The organism is Mycobacterium sp. NAZ190054 (genome assembly GCF_001545925.1).
Lineage (GTDB): Bacteria > Actinomycetota > Actinomycetes > Mycobacteriales > Mycobacteriaceae > Mycobacterium.
In genome coordinates, this window is record NZ_LMVQ01000113.1 from 1 (window position 1) to 21,132 (window position 21,132).

A 21,132-nucleotide genomic window follows, 5' to 3' on the forward strand; every position below is an offset into this window, starting at 1 on the left:
GATCGCGTTCCGGACGGGCGTCGCGCGCCAGGATCACCTCGCCGTTGAACTCGATGACCCCCTCGTCGAGCGGGCTGATCCTGCGGGTCGCCGCCGCGTCGGCCACCACCGGGCTGCCGATGGCGAGCTCGACCCTGAGCCGGCTGGTGGAGGCCGCGCCGGAACTGCGCACACCGTGGCCGAGGCAGGCGCTCAAGGACCTCCTGGTGATGCTGGCGGCCGGCCAGCCGGCCGTGGCCACCATCGAGGCGCTCGACCGCACCGGTCTGTGGGGGCGGCTGTTCCCCGAGTGGGGCGCGGTGCGCGACCTGCCGCCGCGCGATGTCGTCCACATCTGGACCGTCGACCGGCATCTCGTCGAGACCGTCGCGCGCGCAAGCGCTTTCACGACCCGCGTGTCGCGTCCGGATCTACTGGTGCTGGGTGCGCTGGTGCATGACATCGGCAAGGGGCGCGGCGGTGACCACAGCGTCATCGGCGCCGAACTGGCCCACCAGATCGGCAGCAGGCTGGGGCTGTGGCCGTCGGACATCAAGATCCTGTCCACCGTCGTCCGGCACCATCTGCTGCTGCCGCACACCGCCACCCGGCGCGACCTGCAGGATCCGGCCACCATCGCCGCCGTCGTGGACGCCCTCGACGGTGATCTCGTGGTCCTGGAGCTGCTGCACGTCCTCGCCGAGGCCGATTCGCTCGCGACCGGTCCCGGGGTGTGGGGTGACTGGAAGGCATCGCTGATCGGTGAACTGGTCCGCCGGTGCCGCCTGGTCATGGCCGGTGAATCGCTGCCGCATCCGGATCCGATCGACCCCCGGTTCATCGAGCTGGCCCGCGACGCCGGCGTCCACGTCGAACTGACTCCGGGCGACAACTCGCACATCTACCACGTCACGATGATCGCTCCGGACGCCCGCGGGGTGCTGTCGAAGGCTGCCGGGGTGCTCGCGCTGAACTCACTGCGGGTGCACTCGGCCTCGGTGAACGGACACGAGGGCTCGGCCATCAACACCTTCGTGGTCTCCCCGCACTTCGGCGCTCCGCCCGCGGCCGAGCTGCTGCGCCAGCAGCTGATCCTCGCCATCGACGGCGACCTCGACGTGATGGGCGCGTTGGAGAAGAAGGAAGCCGAGAGCGTGGCCACCGCCCGCGCCGGTGAGATCCGCGCCGCCGTCCCGATCCACGCCCCGGCGGCTCCGCCGAGGGTGCTGTGGCACGACGGAGCGGGCGCGGGGCAGATGGTCGCCGAGGTCCGGGCCACCGACCGCGCGGGTCTGCTGGCGGTCCTCACGCGGGTCTTCGAACGCGCCGGGGTGGACATCGCGTGGGCCAAGGTCACCACGCTCGGATCGTCGGTGGTCGACGCGTTCGGGATCGAGCTTCCGCCCGAGGATGCCGCGATGCGCCAGAGGCTGGAACGAGAACTGTTCGCCGTGCTCCCCGCGCCGCCGGCCAAGCCCGCCGAGGTGGAGGCCAGCTAGTGACCAGCAGCGGCCCGAACCCGCCGCGCCGCCCGCGATAGGCTTGGCCACGTGTTTGAATCCCTGTCCGACCGGTTGACCGGAGCCCTCACGGGCCTGCGCGGCAAGGGTCGGCTCACCGACGCCGACATCGACGCCACCGCGCGCGAGATCCGACTGGCACTGCTCGAGGCGGACGTCTCGCTGCCCGTCGTGCGCGCGTTCATCTCCCGCATCAAGGACCGCGCCAAGGGCGCGGAGGTGTCGGCGGCGCTGAACCCGGCCCAGCAGGTCGTCAAGATCGTCAACGAGGAGCTCATCGGGATCCTCGGCGGCGAGACGCGCCGGCTGGCGTTCGCGAGGAACCCACCGACGGTCGTGATGCTGGCCGGCCTGCAGGGTTCGGGTAAGACCACGCTGGCCGGCAAGCTGGCCAGATGGCTCAAGGGGCAGGGGCACACACCGCTGCTGGTGGCCTGTGACCTGCAGCGGCCCGGTGCGGTCAATCAGCTGCAGATCGTCGGCGAGCGGGCCGGGGTGAGCGTGTTCGCGCCGCACCCCGGGGTGTCCCCGGACGGCGCGACGATCGAGCAGATGGGCGCCGGGGATCCGGTGTCGGTGGCCGCCGCGGGCCTGGCCGAGGCCAGGGCCAAGCACTTCGACGTGGTCATCGTCGACACCGCGGGCCGCCTCGGCATCGACCAGGAACTGATGGCCCAGGCCGCGGCCATCCGCGACGCGGTGAACCCCGACGAGGTGCTGTTCGTGCTCGACGCGATGATCGGCCAGGATGCGGTGACCACCGCGGACGCGTTCCGCGAGGGCGTCGGGTTCACCGGTGTGGTGCTGACCAAGCTCGACGGTGACGCCCGCGGTGGTGCGGCGCTGTCGGTGCGCGAGGTCACCGGTGTGCCGATCCTGTTCGCGTCGGCGGGGGAGAAGCTCGAGGACTTCGACGTCTTCCACCCGGACCGGATGGCCAGCCGGATCCTGGGTATGGGCGATGTGCTCACCCTCATCGAACAGGCCGAGCAGCATTTCGACGCCGCGCAGGCCGAGGCGACCGCCGCGAAGATCGGCAGCGGGGAACTCACCCTCGAGGACTTCCTCGAGCAGATGCTCGCGATCCGCAAGATGGGCCCGATCGGCAACCTGCTCGGCATGCTGCCCGGCGCGGGCCAGATGAAGGATGCGCTGGCCGCCGTCGACGACCGGCAGCTCGACCGGGTCCAGGCGATCATCCGCGGAATGACGCCGCAGGAGCGGGCGGATCCGAAGATCATCAACGCCTCTCGCCGGCTGCGCATCGCCAACGGTTCCGGGGTGACGGTGTCGGAGGTCAACCAACTCGTCGACCGCTTCTTCGAAGCGCGCAAGATGATGTCGCAGATGGCCGGCCAGATGGGTATGCCGTTCGGCCGCAAGAACACCCGCAAGGCCGCCAAGGGCAAGAACAAGCAGGCCGGGAAGAAGAAGGGTGGCCGGGGGCCGACGCCGCCGAAGAACCGCAATCCGCTCGGCGCCGGAATGCCCGGTATGCCGGCCGGGTTTCCCGACCTGTCGAACATGCCGAAGGGTCTCGACGAGCTGCCGCCGGGTCTGGCCGACATCGACCTGTCGAAGCTGAAATTCCCGAAGAACTAGCGATGAGCCCTTGCGCGAAGAGCGGAGCCTGATGCGGTTGCACGTTCGCGGTCGAGGCCTGCCGGACGGGGAACCTGTCGAGTGGTGGATCGTCGACGGGTTGCTGAGCGCGGAGCCGGTGGCCGACGCCCAGACGGTGTTCGGTGCCGACGGGGACGGCGGATGGATCGTGCCCGGCCTGGTGGACGCCCACTGTCACGTCGGACTGGGCCCGCACGGCCCAATCGAGACCGCCGAGGCGGTCGCGCAGGCCGAGACCGAACGGGGTGTCGGGGCGCTGCTGTTGCGGGACGCGGGCTCACCGACGGACACCCGCGGCTTCGACCACCGGCCTGAGCTGCCGCGGATCATCAGAGCCGGACGTCATCTGGCCCGTCCGAAGCGCTATCTGCGAGGATTCGCGATCGAGCTCGAGGACGAATGGCAGCTGCCCGACGCGGTCGCCCAACAGGCCCGGTGGGGAGACGGCTGGGTCAAGCTGGTGGGGGACTGGATCGACCGCGAAACCGGGGATCTGGCGCCGCTGTGGTCCGACGACGTCGTCAAGGCGGCCATCGACGCGGCGCACGCCAACGGCGCCCGGGTCACCGCGCACGTCTTCGGCGAGGACGCGCTGCCCGCCCTGATCAAGGCGGGCATCGACTGCATCGAGCACGGCACCGGCCTGACCGAGGACACCATCGACCTGATGGTCGAGCACGGCACGGCGTTGGTGCCCACACTGATCAACATCGAGAACTTCCCCGACATCGCCGCGGCGGCACACCGCTATCCGGTGTATCAGAAGCACATGCGTGCGCTGCACCAATCCTGTGCGGCCAGAATCGGTGCCGCGCACGAGGCCGGGGTGCCACTCTTCGCCGGCACCGACGCGGGCAGCACGATGGCACACGGCCGTGTCGCCGAGGAGGTGGATGCGCTCAAGCGCATCGGCATGACGCCGACCGAGGCCCTGGGCGCCGCGTGCTGGGACGCCCGCGACTGGTTGGGCCGTCCCGGACTCGAGCACGGCGCCTCGGCCGATCTGGTGTGCTTCACCGAGGACCCGCGCTCGGGGGCCGGGGTGCTGGGCAACCCGGCGCTGGTGATCCTGCGCGGGGTCGTCTACTGACGCACGGCCGCTACGGCTGGCTGAATCCGTAGTCCAGCAGGCGGATCGCCTGGCCGTAGAGGTCGCCGGTGCCGTACATCTGCACCACGACGAGGCGGCGGTTGCCGCGTTGTGCCGCGCCCACGTAGGTCTTGCGCGCCAGGTTGGTGAAACCGGTCTTCCCGCCGAGACTTCCGGGATATCGACTGAGCAACTCGTTCTGGTTGTGCAGCGTCTTGCCGGGGAACGGCGCCGACGGGGACCGCATGATCTGGACGATCAGTGGATATTTCAGCGCCGCACGCATGATGACGGCGAGATCGTGCGGCGTGGTGACCGACTCCCACCCGGGCCCGTCCAGCCCCGACGGCGAGGACGCCTTGGTGCTGCGTGCGCCGACCAGGGCCGCCTTGCGGTTCATCGCCGCGACCGCCACCCGTTGCCCGCCCAGCATGTCGGCGAGCATGTTCGCCGCGTCGTTGCCCGACACCATCAGGATGGCCGCGACCAGTTGCGCGGTGGTGTATGCCTGGCCGGGTTTGAGCCCGGCACAAGAACATTCGACCCGGGTGTGGGATTCGTTGGCGCGTGCGAAGTTGTCCGGCCGGAGGTGGTCGAGCACCGTCATCGCCAACAGCACCTTGATGGTGCTCGCCGGGGCGTACGTGCCGTAGGGGTCCTTGCTGGCCAGGACGCGCCCGGTGTCGAGGTCGGCGACCAGCCACGCCTTGGCAGGACCGTCCGGAAGTGGTTGTGCCGCAGCGGGTTCGGCGGCAGGTTGGGCCGAGGCCGGTGGTGCGACCGACAGCGGGGCGGTGGGCAGCACCGCGCTGAGGGCGAGCGCCAGCCCCGCGAGTCGTTTTCGCACGGTTGGCGACGCTAGTCGCGCCAGGACTCGCCCAGCGCGCGATCAGGTCTCCATCGGGTATCGAGACGGCCAAAACGCGATATCGCCGCAGTCTCGGCGATCGCGCGGTGTTCAATCGAGCCATGCTCAGCCTCGAAGAGATCTCGGACCGGTTGGAGATCCAGCAACTTCTGATCGACTACTCCACGGCGATCGACGGGCGGCGGTTCGACGACCTCGACGCGGTCTTCACCCCGGACGCCTACATCGACTACCGCGTCAGCGGCGGCGTCGACGGATCTTTCCCCGAGGTCAAGGCCTGGCTGAAGGAGGTGTTGCCGAACTTCCCCGCCTACTACCACCTGGTCGGCAACGCCGACGTCCGCGTCGACGGGGACACCGCGACCTCCCGGGCGATCTGCTTCAACCCGATGGTGCTGGGCGGGGACGACAAGCAGATCTATTTCGTCGGGATCTGGTACGTCGACGAGTTCGTCCGCACCGCGCAGGGCTGGCGGATGAGCAGGCGGGTCGAGGAGAAGTGCTTCGACAAGCTGGTGTGAACCCGGCTAGCGCGCCAGCCGGCGGCCCACGCGGCCCACGGTTCTCTTGATGCGGTCCGACACGTACACCGAGACAGCGACGTTGAAGATGTCCTCGCGCAGCCGGGTCAGCGTGGACGCGGTGATCAGCCAGCGGCCGTCGACCTTCTGGTAGGACTCCTGATAGTGGCCGTAGCCGCGCAGGTTGACCCCGGGCGCCAGGCGCACCACGTCCTCCAGCGCCCAGACCGCGGTCGCGGTCGTCGGCGACGACACCTCGATCTCCGGCGCGTGCACCTGATGCACGGTGGCGCGGTCACCGAGGCTCTTGCGGGTGAACGCGACGAACGCGTCGGCCCCGTCGATCACCTTGCCGCCGGCCCCTGCGGTGTCACTGTGGAAGTCGTCGGCGAACAGCGTGCGCCACGCGTCCCAGTCCTTGGTGTCCAGAAACCTGCAATAGCGCGCTTTCAGCTGCTTGATCGCCTCGATCTCCACCAGCCGGGCGGTGTCGTCCATCGAAGAAGCGTGACATCTTCCGCTGAAACTGTAAAGAACGTGGTAGGTCGGTCCCGTTGGTGAAGTCAGCCGTTCACCGCGATGGTGTAGAGGTATCCACGCCATGACAGACATCACCGCTCCACCCTCCGAAGCGCAGCTCAAGCCGATTCTGCGCGCCGTCGACGACCTCGACCTGCCGGCCCTGACCGCTGCGCTGCGGCCGCTGTCTCCGATCCAGATCGTCGACGTGCTGGAACGGCTGGACCGCCGGGAACAGGCGTTGCTCTACCGGGTGCTGCCGAAGGACCGGGCGCTCGAGGTTTTCGAGATCCTCGATCCCAGTCTGCAGGGCGACCTGGTGGGCGCGCTGCAGGACGACGCCGTCACCGCGTTGTTCGCCGACATGGATCCCGATGACCGGGTGGAGCTGCTCGACGAGTTGCCCGCGACCGTGGCGGCGCGACTGCTGCACGGCCTGCCGCCTTACGAGCGTGAGTTGACGGCTGCGGTGCTCGGCTATCCGCAGGGGTCGATCGGCCGCAGGATGAGCCCGCAGTTCGTCTCGGTGCGTCCGACCATGACGACGGCGGAGGCGTTGACCCGCGTGTCGGCCCGCTTGAGTGACGCGGAGACCGTGTACACGCTGCCGGTGGTCGACGGGCAGCGCGTACTCATCGGTGTGGTCAGCCTGCGCCGGTTGCTCGCCGCGGTGCCGGGGACCACGGTCGCCGAGGTGATGCGCCCGCCGCACTGGGCGCGAGCCACCGAAGCCGCCGAGACCGCGGCCCGGCGCTGTGCCGATCTGAAGATGCTGGCGCTGCCGGTGGTCGACAACGAGACACGGCTGGTCGGGATCCTCACGGTCGACGATGCGCTGCAGATACTGGAATCCGCCGAATCCGAGGACCAGGCCCGGCTCAGCGGTACCGAACCGCTGCGTCGGCCCTACCTCACCGCGCCGGTGCTCGGCCTGGTCCGGTCCCGCGTCGTCTGGCTGCTCGTGCTGGCCGTCGGTGCCACCCTGACGGTGCAGGTGCTTGAGGTGTTCGAGGCCACGCTGGCCGAGGTGGTCACGTTGGCGTTGTTCGTCCCGCTGCTCATCGGTACCGGCGGGAACACCGGGAATCAGGCTGCCACCACAGTCACCCGCGCGTTGGCGCTCGGCGACGTGGGTCCGCGCGATCTGGGCAAGGTGCTGTTCCGGGAGTTACGGGTGGGCTTGTTGCTGGGCCTGCTGCTGGGCGGGCTGGCGTTCGCGGTGACCAGCCTGGTCTACGACCGCTCGATCGGCACGGTGATCGGGCTGACGCTGGTGAGCCTGTGCACGATGGCGGCGACCGTCGGAGGCGCGATGCCGTTGATCGCCCGGGCGATCCGCGTTGATCCCGCGGTGTTCTCGAACCCCTTCATCTCGACGTTCGTCGATGCCACCGGGCTGCTGATCTACTTCATGATCGCCAGGGCGGTCCTGGGCATCTGAGCGCGATTTCCGCAGCGCCCAGGTGTTCTGGCACAATGGGCGGCTGTCCGCGTACGGCTTCCTCATCGGATGTGCCGTACGCCGGTCACACGCGTAAGGCAAAACCGGGTCCCGGCACCCCGCCGGGATCGCTCGAATTGCAAACGTGGCAATCACAGGAGAAATCGCTCAACCATGGCTGTCAAGATCAAGCTCGCCCGCTTCGGCAAGATCCGCAATCCCCAGTACCGCATCGCCGTCGCCGATGCGCGCAACCGTCGCGACGGGCGCGCCATCGAGGTCATCGGCCGGTACCACCCGAAGGAAGAGCCGAGCGTCATCGAGATCGACTCGGAGCGCGCACAGTACTGGTTGGGCGTCGGCGCCCAGCCCACCGAGCCCGTGCTGCAGCTGCTGAAGATCACCGGTGACTGGCAGAAGTTCAAGGGCCTGCCGGGTGCCGAGGGCACGCTGAAGACCAAGGAACCCAAGCCGTCCAAGCTGGACCTGTTCAACGCCGCGCTCGCCGAGGCCGAAGGCGGCCCGTCCACCGCGGCCACCACGCCGAAGAAGAAGAAGGCTCCGGCCAAGAAGGACGAGGCCGCCGAGTCGGCCGCCGAGCCGGCCGCCGAGCAGGCCGACACCGCCTCGACCGAAAGCTGACCCGGCTGTGAGCTCTGTCGTCGTCGACGCCGTCGAGCATCTGGTCCGCGGAATCGTCGACAACCCCGATGACGTCCGTGTGGACATGGTGACCAATCGCCGCGGCCGCACCGTCGAAGTTCACGTCCACCCCGATGACCTGGGCAAGGTCATCGGGCGCGGCGGTCGCACCGCGACCGCGCTGCGCACGCTGGTGGCGGGCATCGGCGGTCGCGGGATCCGCGTCGACGTGGTGGACACCGACCAGTAGCGTCGCGCCTGATGGACCTGGTTGTCGGGCGCGTCGTCAAAGCGCACGGCGTCACGGGCGAACTGTCCGTCGAGGTCCGCACCGACGACCCCGAGAACCGTTTCGTTCCGGGGGCCGTGCTGCGCGGCCGGCCGTCGCGAGGCGGTGCCGAACGCGACTACGTCATCGAATCGGTGCGTCCCCACGGTGACCGCATGCTGGTGCGACTGGCGGGCGTCGCCGACCGGGACACCGCCGACGCGCTGCGCGGCACGCTGTTCCTCGTCGACTCGGCGGACCTGCCGCCGATCGAGGACCCCGACGAGTTCTACGACCATCAGCTCGAGGGCATGGTGGTGGCCACCACCGACGGACGGTCCGTGGGCACGGTGGCCGAGGTGTTGCACACCGCGGCGGGCGAACTGCTCGCCGTCCGTGACGCCGACGGCGCCGAGGTGCTGGTGCCGTTCGTGTCGGCGATCGTGGTGTCGGTGTCGTTGGCGGACAACGCGATCGAGATCGACCCTCCCGAGGGTCTGCTCGACCTCTGAGGATGCAGAGCCCGTGAACATTGATGTCGTCACCATCTTTCCCGCATTCCTGGATGCACTGCGGCAATCGTTGCCCGGCAAGGCGATCGACGCCGGGATCGTGCGGCTGGCGGTGCACAATCTGCGTGACTGGACCCACGACGTGCACCGCTCCGTGGACGACTCGCCCTACGGCGGAGGCCCGGGGATGGTGATGAAGGCGCCGGTCTGGGGTGCCGCGCTCGACCAGATCTGTACGCCCGACACCCTTCTCGTGGTGCCGTCCCCGGCCGGGCGCCTGTTCGATCAGGCCACCGCGCAGCGCTGGTCGGGGGAACGGCATCTGGTGTTCGCCTGCGGCCGCTACGAGGGCATCGATCAGCGGGTGATCGACGACGCGGCCCGGCGGATGCGGGTCGAGGAGGTCTCGATCGGCGACTATGTGCTGCCCGGCGGTGAGTCGGCCGCGGTGGTGATGATCGAGGCGGTGGTGCGCCTGCTGCCCGATGTCCTCGGGAATCCGGCCTCCCACCAAGACGATTCGCACTCAGAACTCGTCGGAGGCCTGCTGGAGGGGCCGAGCTACACCCGGCCGGCGAGCTGGCGCGGGCTCGACGTGCCCGAGGTGTTGCTCTCCGGTGACCACGCGCGCATCGCGGCGTGGCGACGGGACCAGGGGCTGCAGCGCACGCGCGAGCGGCGCCCCGATCTGCTCGACGGGCGGGCCGACTAGATCCGGCCGCCGGGGAACATCGCCTTGACGGCGTCGGTGATGGTCCGGCGCGCCACCTCGTCGTCGGCCGCCTGCATCGACCCGATCACCATCACGTAGCGCCGGTCGGTGCCCACGACACCGGTCGACAGGTGCATCCAGTCGGCGCCGACGCAACACATCCAGCCCTGTTTGACTGCGACCGGTTCGTTGAACAAGCCCTCCGGGATGCCGAACCGCTGCGGATACACGCCGCCGGGCACCATCCCGTCCGGCGCCGTCGGCGTCGACGCGGCGAGGTTGGACAGCATGATGTTCACCTGTTCGGGCGGCAGGCCGCCGGCGCCGGAGAGCAGCATGTCGTAGTAACGGACGAGGTCGGTGGCGGTGCTGATGGTGTTGAACCACCGTCCGTTGCCCGGCCGGCGCGTCGACGAGAGCCCGTAGCGCTCGACCACCCGGTCGACGATCGCGGATCCGCCGCTGCGGTTCCAGAACACCTCGGCGGCGCTGTCGTCGGACGACCTCAGCATCACATCGAGGGAGTCGCGGTCCTCGGCGGACAACTCGGTCTGCCCTTCGGCGACCTGCAGCAGCAGGTCGTCGGCGATGAACAACTTGACCACCGATGCGATGGCGATCGTCATGCCGTTTCCGTTGGTCACCAGCTGGCCGGTGTTGCGGTCCAGCACCGCGGCGGTGATCTCGGCGCCGGCCTCGGCGGCCTGCGCGGTCGCTTGAACAGCGCGGTCGCCCAACCCGGTGAAGGCGGCAGGCGGTGCGTCGGGCGGAGCTTCGGGAAGCGGGGCCAGGGTGCCGAGCGGGGCGACGACCGTGAGGTGCGGGCCCTGCGAGACCGGTGGAGCGGTGTTGCCCATCGCCGTGCACCCGACCGCGGTCGCCGCGGCGACGGTCAGTGCGGCGGTGGTCTTGAACAGCCGTGACGGCCGTCGCATCGCGCTTCCTCCAGAATGTGTGGGCCGACGCCGTCCCCCGAATCCGGACAGCGTCCCGTGGCTGCCTGGTAGAGCCAGGGTAGCTGTTCTGGATCCTCGGCGCCTGCCGCGAACCCGACGTGGGCCGCGGGGGATGGCCACCGGATTTCGGGGATGGGGGCTGCGTCTGGCACAATTGGGCAGTTGTCTGTGCACGGCAGGTACGCCCCACGCCGCACGACCCGCCAAGACGTCCGAAACCCCATCGGTTGCGTGCGCGTCATCACGACGCCGACACGGAGCCGCGAACAGCAAGGAAGTGTCACCGATGAACACGCTGGATTTCGTCGACCAGTCGTCGTTGCGTGACGATGTCCCGGCCTTCGGCCCCGGAGACACCGTCAACGTCCACGTGAAGGTCATCGAGGGCTCCAAGGAACGCATCCAGGTCTTCAAGGGTGTCGTCATCCGCCGTCAGGGTGGCGGGGTCCGCGAGACCTTCACGGTGCGGAAGGAGAGCTACGGCGTCGGCGTCGAGCGCACCTTCCCCGTGCATTCGCCCAACATCGATCACATCGACGTCGTCTCCCGCGGCGACGTGCGCCGCGCGAAGCTGTACTACCTGCGCGAGCTGCGCGGCAAGAAAGCGAAGATCAAGGAAAAGCGCTGACGTGGCGCACCGCGCCGGCCGTGTCGGCGCGGTGGCTACGCTGATGCCGTGACATCCGCTTCCGACCCCTCAGGGCCTACGGGACCAACCGATCCCGACGATTCCTCCGCCGAGCGCACGCTCGAAAAGCCTGATCCCGTCGACGCGGTGGACGAGGAGAAGCCGGGCAAGAAGAAGCGTGGCGCCGTGCGCGAGGCGGCGATCCTCATCAGCATCGCGCTGGTGCTGTACTACGTGATGCTGACGTTCATCGCGCGTCCGTACCTGATCCCGTCGGAGTCAATGGAGCCGACCCTGCACGGCTGCAACGGGTGTGTGGGCGACCGGATCATGGTCGACAAGATGACCTACCGGTTCGCCTCGCCCCAGCCCGGCGACGTCGTGGTGTTCAAGGGCCCGCCCAACTGGAGCATCGGCTACCAGTCGATCCGCTCGGACAACACCGCGATCCGCTGGGTGCAGAACGCGTTGTCGGTCGTCGGTTTCGTGCCGCCGGACCAGAACGATCTGGTGAAGCGGATCATCGCCGTCGGCGGGCAGACCGTGCAGTGCCGGGTGGACACCGGGCTGACGGTCGACGGCAATCCGCTCGACGAGCCCTACCTCGATCCGCAGACGATGATGGCCGATCCCGCGGTGTACCCGTGTCTGGGCAACGAGTTCGGCCCGGTGACCGTGCCCGAGGGCAGGCTGTGGGTGATGGGGGACAACCGCACCCATTCGGCCGACTCCCGCACGCACTGCACCAACGTGCCCGCCGACGCGCAGCGCGGTCTGTTGTGCACCGGTGACCCGACGGCCGGGACGATCCCGGAGGAGAATGTCATCGGTAAGGCCCGGTTCATCGCCTGGCCGCCGGGGCGGTGGGGCGGCGTGAGCTCGGTGAACCCGCAGACATAACGGGAGGCATGGACTTTTGCCTGCTGCTTGGCCTCCGAGGACGGTCATCCGCAGATCGTCCGGCCTGCGCACCCTGGAATCGGCGTTGTACCGGGCCGGCCTGGGGCCGGTGGCCGGCGTCGACGAGGTCGGGCGTGGAGCCTGCGCCGGGCCGCTGGTCGTGGCGGCGTGCGTGCTCGGCCCGAACCGGCTGGAGAGCCTGTCGGCCCTCGACGACTCCAAGAAGCTCAACGAGGCCGAACGGGAGCGGCTGTTTCCGCTGATCCGCCGCTACGCGCTGGCCTATCACGTGGTGTTCATCCCGTCGGAGGAGGTCGATCGGCGGGGCGTGCACGTGGCCAACATCGAGGGGATGCGCCGCGCGGTCGCCGGGTTGTCGGTGCGCCCCGGGTACGTGCTGTCGGACGGTTTCCGGGTGCCGGGGCTGCCGATGCCGTCACTGCCGGTGATCGGCGGTGACGCCGCCGCGGCGTGTATCGCCGCGGCGAGTGTGTTGGCGAAGGTCAGCCGGGACCGGTTGATGGTCGCCATGGAGGACGAGCATCCGGGGTACGGTTTCGCCGAGCACAAGGGATACAGCACGCGCGCCCACAGCGCGGCGCTGTCCCGGCTCGGGCCGAGCCGTCAGCACCGGTATTCGTTCATCAACGTGCGGCGACTGGTGGTCGACGGGGAACCCGAGGAACATGCAGAACTGGTGTGCGGGAAAATACCCGTGGACATGCCGATGAACGGCGATCTACCCGAAGGACAGCTGAGCCGATGAGTGCCGAAGATCTCGAGAAGTACGAAACCGAGATGGAGCTCTCGCTCTACCGCGAGTACAAGGACATCGTCGGTCAGTTCAGCTATGTGGTCGAGACCGAGCGGCGGTTCTACCTGGCCAACAGTGTCGAGATGATCCCCCGCAACGCCGACGGCGAGGTGTACTTCGAACTGCGGCTCGGTGACGCCTGGGTCTGGGACATGTACCGGCCGGCGCGCTTCGTCAAGCAGGTCCGGGTGATCACGTTCAAGGACGTCAACATCGAAGAGGTCGACAAACCCGAACTGCGGCTTCCGGAGTAGTCAGCCGATCCGGGTCAGCGTGAACGGCATCCGGATGTTGAGCGACCGGTTCACCCCGCACGCCCCACTCGGCCCGATGATCTGATCCCAGCCGGTGAGCCGGTCATGGCGGTCGGGTGCGTCGAGACGCTCGGCCCAGAACGTGAAGGTCTGCTCACCCGGTGCGGTGGTACCGTCCGGGCACCGCTGCCACCCCTCGACGACGTGTGCCGCCTTCCACCGTTGGCTCTGATACACCAGCTCCGCGGTCCAGCCCTGGTCGCTGACCACCGTTCCGGTGCAGTCCTGGAACGTGGTGCACGACGACGTCACGGTCCAGGTGGCCACCACGTCGTCCCGGTAGACCATGATCTCGTTCGTCTTGGCCCACAAACCGTCCGACCGTGCCGAGAACGTGCCGTTGAGTGCCACCTCGGCCACCCCGTGCGCCCACGGGGCGCTGCAGAGGGACGACGCCGCGGCGACGAGCGCGCAGCCCGCGGCGCGCGCGCAGCGGTTCAGGGCTGTGCCGGCCACACCAGGTCCTTCCAGCTTTCGGCGGGCGACGCGAGGTCGGTCTGCTGCTGGACCGAACCGTCGGCCGTGGCGACCCGGCCGGTCACGGGGTCGTAGGTCGCGACCGCGGCCGGCGGGGGGAAGATGTGCTCGTCTCCGGTGACCCTGTCGTCGAGGGGCACGCCCTGACCGACGAGGTTCGGGTCGAACGGGGACGGACCCAACGCGTGCGGGCGGGCGGCGAGCGGCTGAAAAACCTTGTCGCTCTTGCACAGTTCGACGGTCGGCGCATACTTTCCGGGGGCGTCCATGCAGGGGAAGTTGCGTGCCCCGCGCACCGCGATCGGGGAGTCCTGGGGCAGTTTGCAGTACAGGCCGTCGGGGGTGTCGATGGTGGTGGTGTCGGCGGGCGAACGCCAGGCCGACGGGGGTAGGAACCCGACGGTGCACGCCGGCGGGTCGTCGACGGAGATGCGGAAGTCTCCGACCGGGATACCGGTCGCGTTGTTGGCGCCGACCGCGGATTGGTAGAACGCCGACGCGGGGGGGTAGCAGCACGAGTAGTTGTTCGAGGCCCGGCCGGTAGGTCAGCGCAACCTGTCCGAGCGAGGTGAGGTTGGCCAACAGGATCGGCAGCGTCGGCCGGACCTGCTCGAGAAGCTGTGAAACCTCCTGTGCTGCACCGGATCCTGTGGTGATGAGGTGGCGGATCTCAGGGTCGCGGACCACCAGCTGCCGGCTGACCGCAGCCAGCCGGGCCGACCATGTGGCCAGTGCGTCGGCGCCGGCGACCTGCCCGTCGAGCACCGGTGCGGTGTCCTCGATCAGCGCCGAGGTGCGGTCGGCGACCGCGTCGGTATCCCGCGCGATCCGCGAGGTGGACTCCACCAGGGTCTGCAGGTCGTAGCCGGCGCCGTCGAACGCGGTGAAGGACTCGTCGAGCAGCCTGCCCAGCCGGTCTTTCGGGATGCTGGTGACCAGCGCGCTCAGATGGTCCATCATCGGGGCGACCCGCTGCGGCACCGTCACGGCCGATGCCGGGATCACCGCGCCGTCGTGGAGGTAGGGCCCGGAGCGGCTGCGTGGTTGGAGGTCCACGTACTGTTCACCGACCGCCGAGACGCTGCGCACCTCGGCCTGCAGGTCCGCCGGGACCTGCGGTGAACTCGCCAGGGACAGCGTCGCGACGGCGCCGTCGCGGTCGACGTCCACGGCGGTGACCTTGCCGACCTGCACGCCGCGATAGGTGACGTTGGCGAACCGGTACAGGCCGCCGGCCTCGGGCAAGCGCAGCGAGACCTCGATGCGCGCCACCCCGAGCAGGGTGGGTACCCGGAGGTATTGCACCACCATCAGCGAGATGCCGACGACGGCGGCGACGGTGAAGAGCACCAACTGAACTCGGACCAGGCGCGTCAGCATCAGCCACCACCTGTGGGCAGGCGGTCGGGTCCCATCACCCCGGGCGGTGGCGCCACCGCCTCGCCCAGCGGGTTCTTCGAGTAGAACGTCTCGTAGCCGGGATCGCCGGGCGCCGGTACCAGTGGTGCGTTCTCGTCACCGAAGGATGTGCCGGCCAGGAGCCCGCGTTTGAATCGCCCCAGGTTCAGGTCGACGGTGACGAACAAGTTCATGTAGTCGCCGCGGATGCCGCGGTCGATGATGTTCTGGTTCATCGGGAACGTCAGCGCGTACCCGAGGCCGGTGTCGATGTCGGGTCCGATGTCGGCGAGGGCTCGGAACACCGGTTCCAGATTCGTGAGGTTGGCGACCACATCGCTCTGGACCGTGTCGATCACGCGGGTCGCGGCGTTGCTGAACCTGCGCAGCGCGTCGAGAGCTTCGACGAAGCGGGGCCGCTCGCGAAGCAGTGCGTCCAGAGCGGGCGGCAGGTCGCGCAAGGCCCGGGTGAGGATGTCGCGCTCGCCGGCCAACGTCGCGGAGAACCGGTTCAGTTCGGTGATCGTGGCGATGATGTCGTCGACCTGGGCATCGAGTGCGCCGACGAAGGTGTCGAGTCTTCCCAGCAGTTCCCGGATGTCGTTCTGGCGTCCGGTGAACACGTCGTTGAAGGAATGGATCACCTCGCCGATCTGCCCCAGACCGCCGGCGGTGACCACCGCGGACAGCGCTGCGAGCGTCTGTTCGGTCGACGGGTAGGTCGACGAGCGATTCAGCCCGATGGTGGAGCCCGGCGCCAACACCCCGATCGGGGGCTCACCGACGGCCGGGGCGAGTTCGAGGTGCATCGAGCCGAGCAGACTGGTCTGGCCGACAGCGGCGACGGCATTGCCGGGGATGCCGACGCCCGGTCTGACCCGTATCTTCACCTCGGCGTGCCGGTCGACTATCCCGATGCTGCCGATGCTGCCGACCACGACATCGTCGATGAGCACCGGTGAATTCGGTTCCAACGTGCCGACATTGACGAGCTCCACGGTGTAGGTGGATGCGGTGTCCTCTCGGCCGGCGGTGCCGGGCAGCGGTAACGAGTTGACGCCCTGGAAGCTGCAGGCCGTGACGCTGGTCAACACCGACACCGCCGCGAGCGCGCGGCGCCCCGCGGCCACGGGTGTCACGGGGCCGGCCTCTCGGCGGGCAGGAGCATCTGTGGCAAGGTCGGCGGTGATGCCTGGTAGGCCGAATCGGTGGGTGCGATCGCCATGAATCCCGACTGGGTGCCGGGTCCTCCCGGTCGCAGGTCCTGCTCGCTGTAGATCAGCTTGCTGTCGGAGGGGACCGGGGTCAGGAGCGGGTTGACCGGGAACGGAAGGTAGTTGAAGTTCACGGTGTCCAGGCCCGGCCCCAGATACTGTGCGCACAGTTTGGCGCTCTCGGGGGCGGTGACGTTGGCCAGGGCGCCGAGCATGCCGCAGATGAACGCCGTCGGGTCAGCCATGTTGTTGAGCACGAACACCCCGCTCGCGCCGCCGGTTCGCGGATCCATCATGTTGTAGGCGTTCGCGATCGCCGACGGCGCGACGTGCAGCACCTGCTCGAGGTCGGCGCGGTGATCGACCAGGTTCTGTGTCACGTTGACCAGTCGGGTTACCTGTTCGGACGTGCGATCCCGGCTGTTCGCGATGAAGCGCCGTACCTCGTCGACCGCTTCCGAGAGGTTGACCAGTGCGGCGTCCAGGTCGCCGCGGCTGCCGTCCAGGGCGCTGGACAGAGTGGCCAACCGGTCCTGGAACTGCACGATCTGCTCGTTGCTCTGCCGCAGCACACCCACGAACGTCTGCAGGTTGCCGATGATCTCGGTGATGTCACCGCTGCCGTCGGCGAGTACCCGGCTGATCCCCGCGAGCTGGTTGAGGGCGGTGCGGAGCTTCTGTCCGTTGCCGTCCATCGCGTCTGCGGCAGTGCCGATGAAGCGGCCGACCGAACTCCTCGACACCTCGCCGGTGGGGCCGAGGTCGACGGCCAGCCTGTCCAGTTGTTCCTTGATCTCGTCCCATTCGACGGGCACCGCGGTGCGTTCCCGGGGGATCACCTCGCCGTCACCGATGAGCGGTCCCGAACCGCCGCTCGGGGTGAGTTGGACGAACCGCGCCGAAACCAGATTCTGCGCGACCACAACGGCTTTGGCGTCGGCGGCGACCCGTACACCGTGATCGATCCGCAAGGTGAAGACCGCCTGGGTGGTATCGGGCTCGATCGCGGTGATGGTGCCCACCTTCACACCCGCGATGCGGACCTCGTCGCCGGGATAGATCGCGTTGGCGTTGGCGAACACCGCTCGGATCGTCGTCGGCGGGAACAGTCGCTGCACGGCGATGAACATGGTTGAGGCGCTCAGCAGCACAGCGAGGGCGCCGGCGGTCAACCGGGTCAGCGTCTTCCGTGTCATCGCGGCGGTCTCTCCGGAATACCGTTGCGCGGGAACGGCAATTCAGCACGTGGTCCCGCGTCGTCGGGTGGCTGGCCGGCGTCGACGCCGCGCCGGAACCCGAACGCGTAGTCCAGGAACGGCTGCAGGATCGGCGGCAGGTCGAGGTTGGGGATGTACGCCGAGTAGTACGGACCGCTGGCCACCGTCTCGCCGAGAGTGATCTGGTACTTCGCCAGTCGGGGCAGGGCCAGCGCGATGTTGTCGCGTTGACGTTCGAGCATCGCCAGTACCGTGTTCAGTTTCTCCAGCGTCGGTGCCAGCTCCTGCTCGTTGTCGTGCACCAGGCCGGTGATCTCGCGGGCCATCATTGAGGTGTGGGCGAGGAGCTCGACGATGGTCTGCCGTCTGTCCGAAAGCATCCCGACCAGGTGGTTGGCGTCAAGGATCAGAGCCGACACTTCTTCGCTGCGTTCGGCGAGTACCTCGGTGACGTCGCGCCCGCTCGCGAACAGCGACCCCAGCGTCGAGTTGCGCGCGTTGAGTGCCTCCGAGATCCGGGCCAGCCCGTGGAAGGTCGGGCCCAGCTGCGGCGCGATGTGGTCGATGGTGTCCGACAGCGTGTTCAGAGCTTCGTTGAGCGCCGCGGTGTCCGTGTCGGTGGTGTTCGCGGTCAGTTCGCCGATCGCGTCGGTGAGGGTGTACGGCGACGAGGTGCGGCTCAGGGGGATGACCTCCATCGGCGACATGGTGGTCTCACCGGCCGACACCAGCGTCAGAACCCGTTGCCCCAGCAGGGTTCCGGTGCGGATGTGCGCGGTCGTCCGCGTCCCCAGAGTGGTCTTGCGGTCCACGGTGAAGGTCACCAGCGCGTGCGGATCCTGAAGCGACACCGCGGTGACCTTGCCGAGTCTCATCCCCGAGACCGCGACGTCGTTGCCCACTGCCAACCCACTCAGATCGGCGAACACCGCCTGGTACCGGATCGCGGTGGCCCACCCGGTGATCCGCTCGGGCGCCAGACCGACCGCGATCACCAGCACGATGAGCACCACGCCGATGAAGCCCGCGCGGATGGTGCCCGGCCGCCGATATCTCAGCATCAGTTCTCAGCGCACCTTCCGTTGTCCTGGCGGAACACCGGGAACACCGCGGTACGCCCCTGCAGATCCGTGACGCGGACACCGAGCGAGCAGATGTAGTAGTTGACGAAGCTGCCGTAGGAGCCGATGCGAACCAGCTTGCGGTAGTTCTCGGGTGCCTTGGCGATGGCGGTCTCGACGCGGTCCAATTTGCTTTCGAGGTTGGGCGCCAGCCGGTGGAGTTCGTCGACGGAGCCGGCCAGCGGCGTGCGCGTGTCGGCGAGCAGATCGGAGAGTGCGGCGGTGCCCGCACTGAGCGAATCGACGGCGGCCCCGATCGGTTCGCGGTCCGCGGCCAGCTCGGTGACCAGTTGCTGCAGCCGTTCCAGTGCGCCGGAGAACTCGTCACGCTGGTCGCCGAGCGTGGCCAGCGTGGTTCGCAGGTTCCCGATCAGCTGATCGATCACCTGGTTCTTGTCGGCCAGCGCGTGCGAGAACGACGAGGTTTGGGTAAGAAGCGATTCCATGGTGCCACCCTGACCCTGGACGATCTGGATCAGGGAAGCGCTGAGCGCATTGACGTCCTGTGGGTTGAGTCCCTTGATGACGGGCTCCAGCCCGCCGAGCAGCAGGTCGAGGTCCAGAGCAGGGTAGGTCCGCTCGACCGGGATCTGTGCACCCTGGGGCAGGATCTGCGTCGCTCCTTCGGCGTCCACGAGCTCCAGGAACCGGTCACCGACCAGGTTCAGGTAGCGCACGGCGACACGGGTGCCTCCGGACAGCGCCATGTCACGGTCGGCGTCGAAGGTCACCACCACGGTCTTGTCGGGTTGCATCGCGAGCCCTTTGACCGTGCCGACGCGTACCCCGGCGAAGCGCACCGATTCTCCGGGCTGCAGGCTCGACACATCCTTGAACACCGCCGAATAGGTGTAGGTTGATCCGGCGCGGTACTGACCGAAAACGGCGAACAGAAACGCGGTCAGCGCCACCATCACCGCGACGAAGGCGCCGAACCTTGGCAGGGCACCGCGGCTTCGGTTCATGCCGGCCTCATCCGGGCTGCCCGATCTGTGCACTGTTGCGCGGGGGCCCGTCGATCGGTCCGAACAAGATCTGTTTGAGCAGGTCGGAGTTGACGATCGGACCGCGGTTGCCGTACTTCCAGGGGTTGGCGCCGGTGTCGGCGACGACGAAGGGCGGTGCCTTGCCGTACGGGATCTTCGGCAGGTCGGTGCACTGCGGCCCGCCGGTCGCGGCCACCTTGGGAAGATCCGACGGGTAGCGGTACCGGTCCTGGCCCCAGAAGAAGCCGGCGAGCACTTCGACGCCCGGGACGTTGAGCGGCGGGTTGTTCGCCATCACGGTCAGTGATCCCAGCCCGCAGGTCAACGCCGGGTGATAGTCGCGGACCAGCTCGATGGTCGGCGCCAGCAGGTGCAGCACGTCGGCGAGCGTCCCACCGTTGTCCTCGAGTACCCGGGTGCCGAGGTCGCCGAGGCCGATGGTGTTGAGCAGCAGCGCGTCCAGATCGTGTTCGGTGTCGACGATGCCGGCGCCGATGTGGGTCGCGCTGTCGACGATCGACAACAGATCCGGTGCTGCGTCGGCGTAGGCGGCCAGTACCGCCGGGGCGGCAGAAAAATCGCGCCGGAGGGCGTCGAGGTGTGGATTGATCTGTCCCAAAGCGGAATTCAGATCGGACAGACTCTGTCCGAGCATGCCGCCCCGGCCTCTCATCGCGGCGGCGATCGCTCCCAGGGTCTGGTTGAGTTTCTCGGGCTGGATCGTCGAGAGCACCGACACCAACTGTTCGAACAACGTGTTGGCCTCGATCATCACGCGTTCGGCGCCGAGTACCTGGCCGGGGTGCACCGGCGCGGTCGAGGGCGCCTCAGGCGGGACCAGGCGTACCACCTTGGCGCCGAACACCGTCGTGGATGCGATGTCGACGCTCACATCTTCGGGGATTATCGGCTGCCGCGACGGTTCGATCGCAAGGTGCAGTACCGCGGTGCCGTCGTCCCGGTAGTCGATCGAGTCCACCTTGCCGACCTGCACTCCGTGCAGTTGGACCTTGGCGTCGGGGTTCATCACCAGGCCTGCCCGCGGTGAGATCACCGTCAGCGGAACTGATTCGGAGAAACCGTCCCGGAACAGCAGGGCCGAGAGCACCGTCACCGCGGCGACGGCTGCGACGGAGATCAACCCGGCCAGCGGGCGTGCGACTACCGACTTCACGCCGCCACGGTCCCTTCGCTGCCGATGCCTCCGGTCGACCGGACGACAACATGATGGGTCCCTGTTGTCATGTGTCCCCCCTCCCGGATCGGTCGTGGTCGCGGGTGCGAACGGGCGGCGAATCGCCGAGGTGGACTGCGGAGAGAAGCCACGCAGCCACGGAGCGGCCTGCGTATCAGGGAAGCGGGGGCGGTATGCCGGTACCGGCTGTGCTGGGGTGCGTCATCGAATCCTCGAG

The 21,132-nt window shown here is 68.4% G+C and carries 21 protein-coding genes and 1 pseudogene; 13 read left to right on the forward strand and 9 right to left on the reverse strand.

From position 1 onward, the window contains the following. Window positions 1-71 precede the first annotated feature (71 nt). The 3 genes and pseudogenes from ASJ79_RS09965 to ASJ79_RS09975 all read left to right on the forward strand — a co-directional run. Window positions 72-1,478, forward strand: a pseudogene (locus ASJ79_RS09965) ([protein-PII] uridylyltransferase); the annotation flags it as partial. 51 nt (window positions 1,479-1,529) lie between these two features. Continuing rightward, the gene (ffh, locus tag ASJ79_RS09970) at window positions 1,530-3,101 is read left to right on the forward strand and encodes a signal recognition particle protein (protein WP_067954659.1); all 1,572 of its coding nucleotides are present in this window, start codon (window positions 1,530-1,532) and stop codon (window positions 3,099-3,101) included. Between the two features lie 31 nt (window positions 3,102-3,132). Beyond that, window positions 3,133-4,212: an amidohydrolase family protein gene (locus ASJ79_RS09975; RefSeq protein WP_067954661.1), complete on the forward strand. Its 1,080-nt coding sequence runs from the start codon at window positions 3,133-3,135 to the stop codon at window positions 4,210-4,212. A gap of 10 nt (window positions 4,213-4,222) precedes the next feature. On the opposite strand, the gene ASJ79_RS09980 is transcribed toward ASJ79_RS09975, so the two are convergent. After that, window positions 4,223-5,059, reverse strand: a complete 837-nt coding sequence (locus ASJ79_RS09980) for a D-alanyl-D-alanine carboxypeptidase family protein (RefSeq protein ID WP_067954664.1) — start codon at window positions 5,057-5,059, stop codon at window positions 4,223-4,225. Window positions 5,060-5,181: 122 nt separating this feature from the next. On the opposite strand from ASJ79_RS09980, the gene ASJ79_RS09985 reads away from it, so the two are divergent. After that, window positions 5,182-5,601 (forward strand): nuclear transport factor 2 family protein, encoded by a 420-nt coding sequence (locus ASJ79_RS09985; protein ID WP_067954666.1) that lies wholly within the window; start codon window positions 5,182-5,184, stop codon window positions 5,599-5,601. A gap of 6 nt (window positions 5,602-5,607) precedes the next feature. On the opposite strand, the gene ASJ79_RS09990 is transcribed toward ASJ79_RS09985, so the two are convergent. After that, window positions 5,608-6,099, reverse strand: coding sequence for a nuclear transport factor 2 family protein (locus ASJ79_RS09990; protein WP_067954668.1), 492 nt, complete (start codon window positions 6,097-6,099; stop codon window positions 5,608-5,610). A 103-nt stretch (window positions 6,100-6,202) separates the two neighbouring features. On the opposite strand from ASJ79_RS09990, the gene mgtE reads away from it, so the two are divergent. From mgtE to trmD, 5 genes are all read left to right on the forward strand, one after another. Beyond that, entirely contained in the window at window positions 6,203-7,561 is a 1,359-nt protein-coding gene (gene mgtE / locus ASJ79_RS09995; RefSeq protein WP_067954671.1) for a magnesium transporter, read from the forward strand. A gap of 174 nt (window positions 7,562-7,735) precedes the next feature. Then, window positions 7,736-8,203 carry a 30S ribosomal protein S16 gene (gene rpsP / locus ASJ79_RS10000; protein WP_067954673.1) on the forward strand — a complete coding sequence of 156 codons (468 nt, stop codon included), beginning with the start codon at window positions 7,736-7,738 and terminating at the stop codon, window positions 8,201-8,203. 7 nt (window positions 8,204-8,210) lie between these two features. Next, window positions 8,211-8,453, forward strand: coding sequence for an RNA-binding protein (locus ASJ79_RS10005; RefSeq protein WP_003928628.1), 243 nt, complete (start codon window positions 8,211-8,213; stop codon window positions 8,451-8,453). A gap of 11 nt (window positions 8,454-8,464) precedes the next feature. Then, a complete protein-coding gene (gene rimM, locus ASJ79_RS10010; protein ID WP_067954675.1) occupies window positions 8,465-8,983 on the forward strand; it encodes a ribosome maturation factor RimM in 519 nt (172 codons plus the stop codon). Between the two features lie 13 nt (window positions 8,984-8,996). Next, entirely contained in the window at window positions 8,997-9,695 is a 699-nt protein-coding gene (gene trmD, locus ASJ79_RS10015) for a tRNA (guanosine(37)-N1)-methyltransferase TrmD (RefSeq protein WP_067954677.1), read from the forward strand. On the opposite strand, the gene ASJ79_RS10020 is transcribed toward trmD, so the two are convergent. Then, window positions 9,692-10,630 carry a hypothetical protein gene (locus tag ASJ79_RS10020; RefSeq protein WP_067954679.1) on the reverse strand — a complete coding sequence of 313 codons (939 nt, stop codon included), beginning with the start codon at window positions 10,628-10,630 and terminating at the stop codon, window positions 9,692-9,694. The two genes, trmD and ASJ79_RS10020, sit on opposite strands and share 4 nt — an antisense overlap. A 307-nt stretch (window positions 10,631-10,937) precedes the next feature. Here ASJ79_RS10020 and rplS point away from each other — a divergent pair, with 307 nt between their 5' ends. The 4 genes from rplS to ASJ79_RS10040 are packed head-to-tail and all read left to right on the forward strand — an operon-like array spanning window position 10,938 to window position 13,247. Further along, entirely contained in the window at window positions 10,938-11,279 is a 342-nt protein-coding gene (rplS, locus tag ASJ79_RS10025; RefSeq protein WP_067954681.1) for a 50S ribosomal protein L19, read from the forward strand. Window positions 11,280-11,327: 48 nt separating this feature from the next. Beyond that, a complete protein-coding gene (lepB, locus tag ASJ79_RS10030; RefSeq protein ID WP_067954683.1) occupies window positions 11,328-12,179 on the forward strand; it encodes a signal peptidase I in 852 nt (283 codons plus the stop codon). 16 nt (window positions 12,180-12,195) lie between these two features. Further along, entirely contained in the window at window positions 12,196-12,945 is a 750-nt protein-coding gene (locus tag ASJ79_RS10035) for a ribonuclease HII (RefSeq protein WP_067954685.1), read from the forward strand. Then, window positions 12,942-13,247: a DUF2469 domain-containing protein gene (locus ASJ79_RS10040; RefSeq protein WP_011779423.1), complete on the forward strand. Its 306-nt coding sequence runs from the start codon at window positions 12,942-12,944 to the stop codon at window positions 13,245-13,247. The genes ASJ79_RS10035 and ASJ79_RS10040 overlap by 4 nt, the downstream gene beginning before the upstream one ends. On the opposite strand, the gene ASJ79_RS10050 is transcribed toward ASJ79_RS10040, so the two are convergent. From ASJ79_RS10050 to ASJ79_RS10075, 6 genes are read right to left on the reverse strand one after another with little or no spacing between them, the layout of a single operon-like run. Beyond that, complete coding sequence (locus ASJ79_RS10050) at window positions 13,248-15,164, reverse strand: MCE family protein (RefSeq protein ID WP_369803646.1); 1,917 nt, start codon at window positions 15,162-15,164, stop codon at window positions 13,248-13,250. After that, window positions 15,164-16,321 carry an MCE family protein gene (locus tag ASJ79_RS10055; protein ID WP_067954686.1) on the reverse strand — a complete coding sequence of 386 codons (1,158 nt, stop codon included), beginning with the start codon at window positions 16,319-16,321 and terminating at the stop codon, window positions 15,164-15,166. The genes ASJ79_RS10050 and ASJ79_RS10055 overlap by 1 nt, the downstream gene beginning before the upstream one ends. Next, complete coding sequence (locus ASJ79_RS10060) at window positions 16,318-17,592, reverse strand: MCE family protein (protein ID WP_067954688.1); 1,275 nt, start codon at window positions 17,590-17,592, stop codon at window positions 16,318-16,320. The genes ASJ79_RS10055 and ASJ79_RS10060 overlap by 4 nt, the downstream gene beginning before the upstream one ends. Beyond that, window positions 17,589-18,674 carry an MCE family protein gene (locus ASJ79_RS10065; protein WP_067954690.1) on the reverse strand — a complete coding sequence of 362 codons (1,086 nt, stop codon included), beginning with the start codon at window positions 18,672-18,674 and terminating at the stop codon, window positions 17,589-17,591. Before ASJ79_RS10065 ends, ASJ79_RS10060 begins: the two co-directional genes overlap by 4 nt. Further along, window positions 18,674-19,699 (reverse strand): MCE family protein, encoded by a 1,026-nt coding sequence (locus tag ASJ79_RS10070; RefSeq protein ID WP_067954723.1) that lies wholly within the window; start codon window positions 19,697-19,699, stop codon window positions 18,674-18,676. Before ASJ79_RS10070 ends, ASJ79_RS10065 begins: the two co-directional genes overlap by 1 nt. Window positions 19,700-19,706: 7 nt before the next feature. Then, window positions 19,707-20,894, reverse strand: coding sequence for an MCE family protein (locus tag ASJ79_RS10075; protein WP_067954691.1), 1,188 nt, complete (start codon window positions 20,892-20,894; stop codon window positions 19,707-19,709). Between the last annotated feature and the right edge of the window lie 238 nt (window positions 20,895-21,132).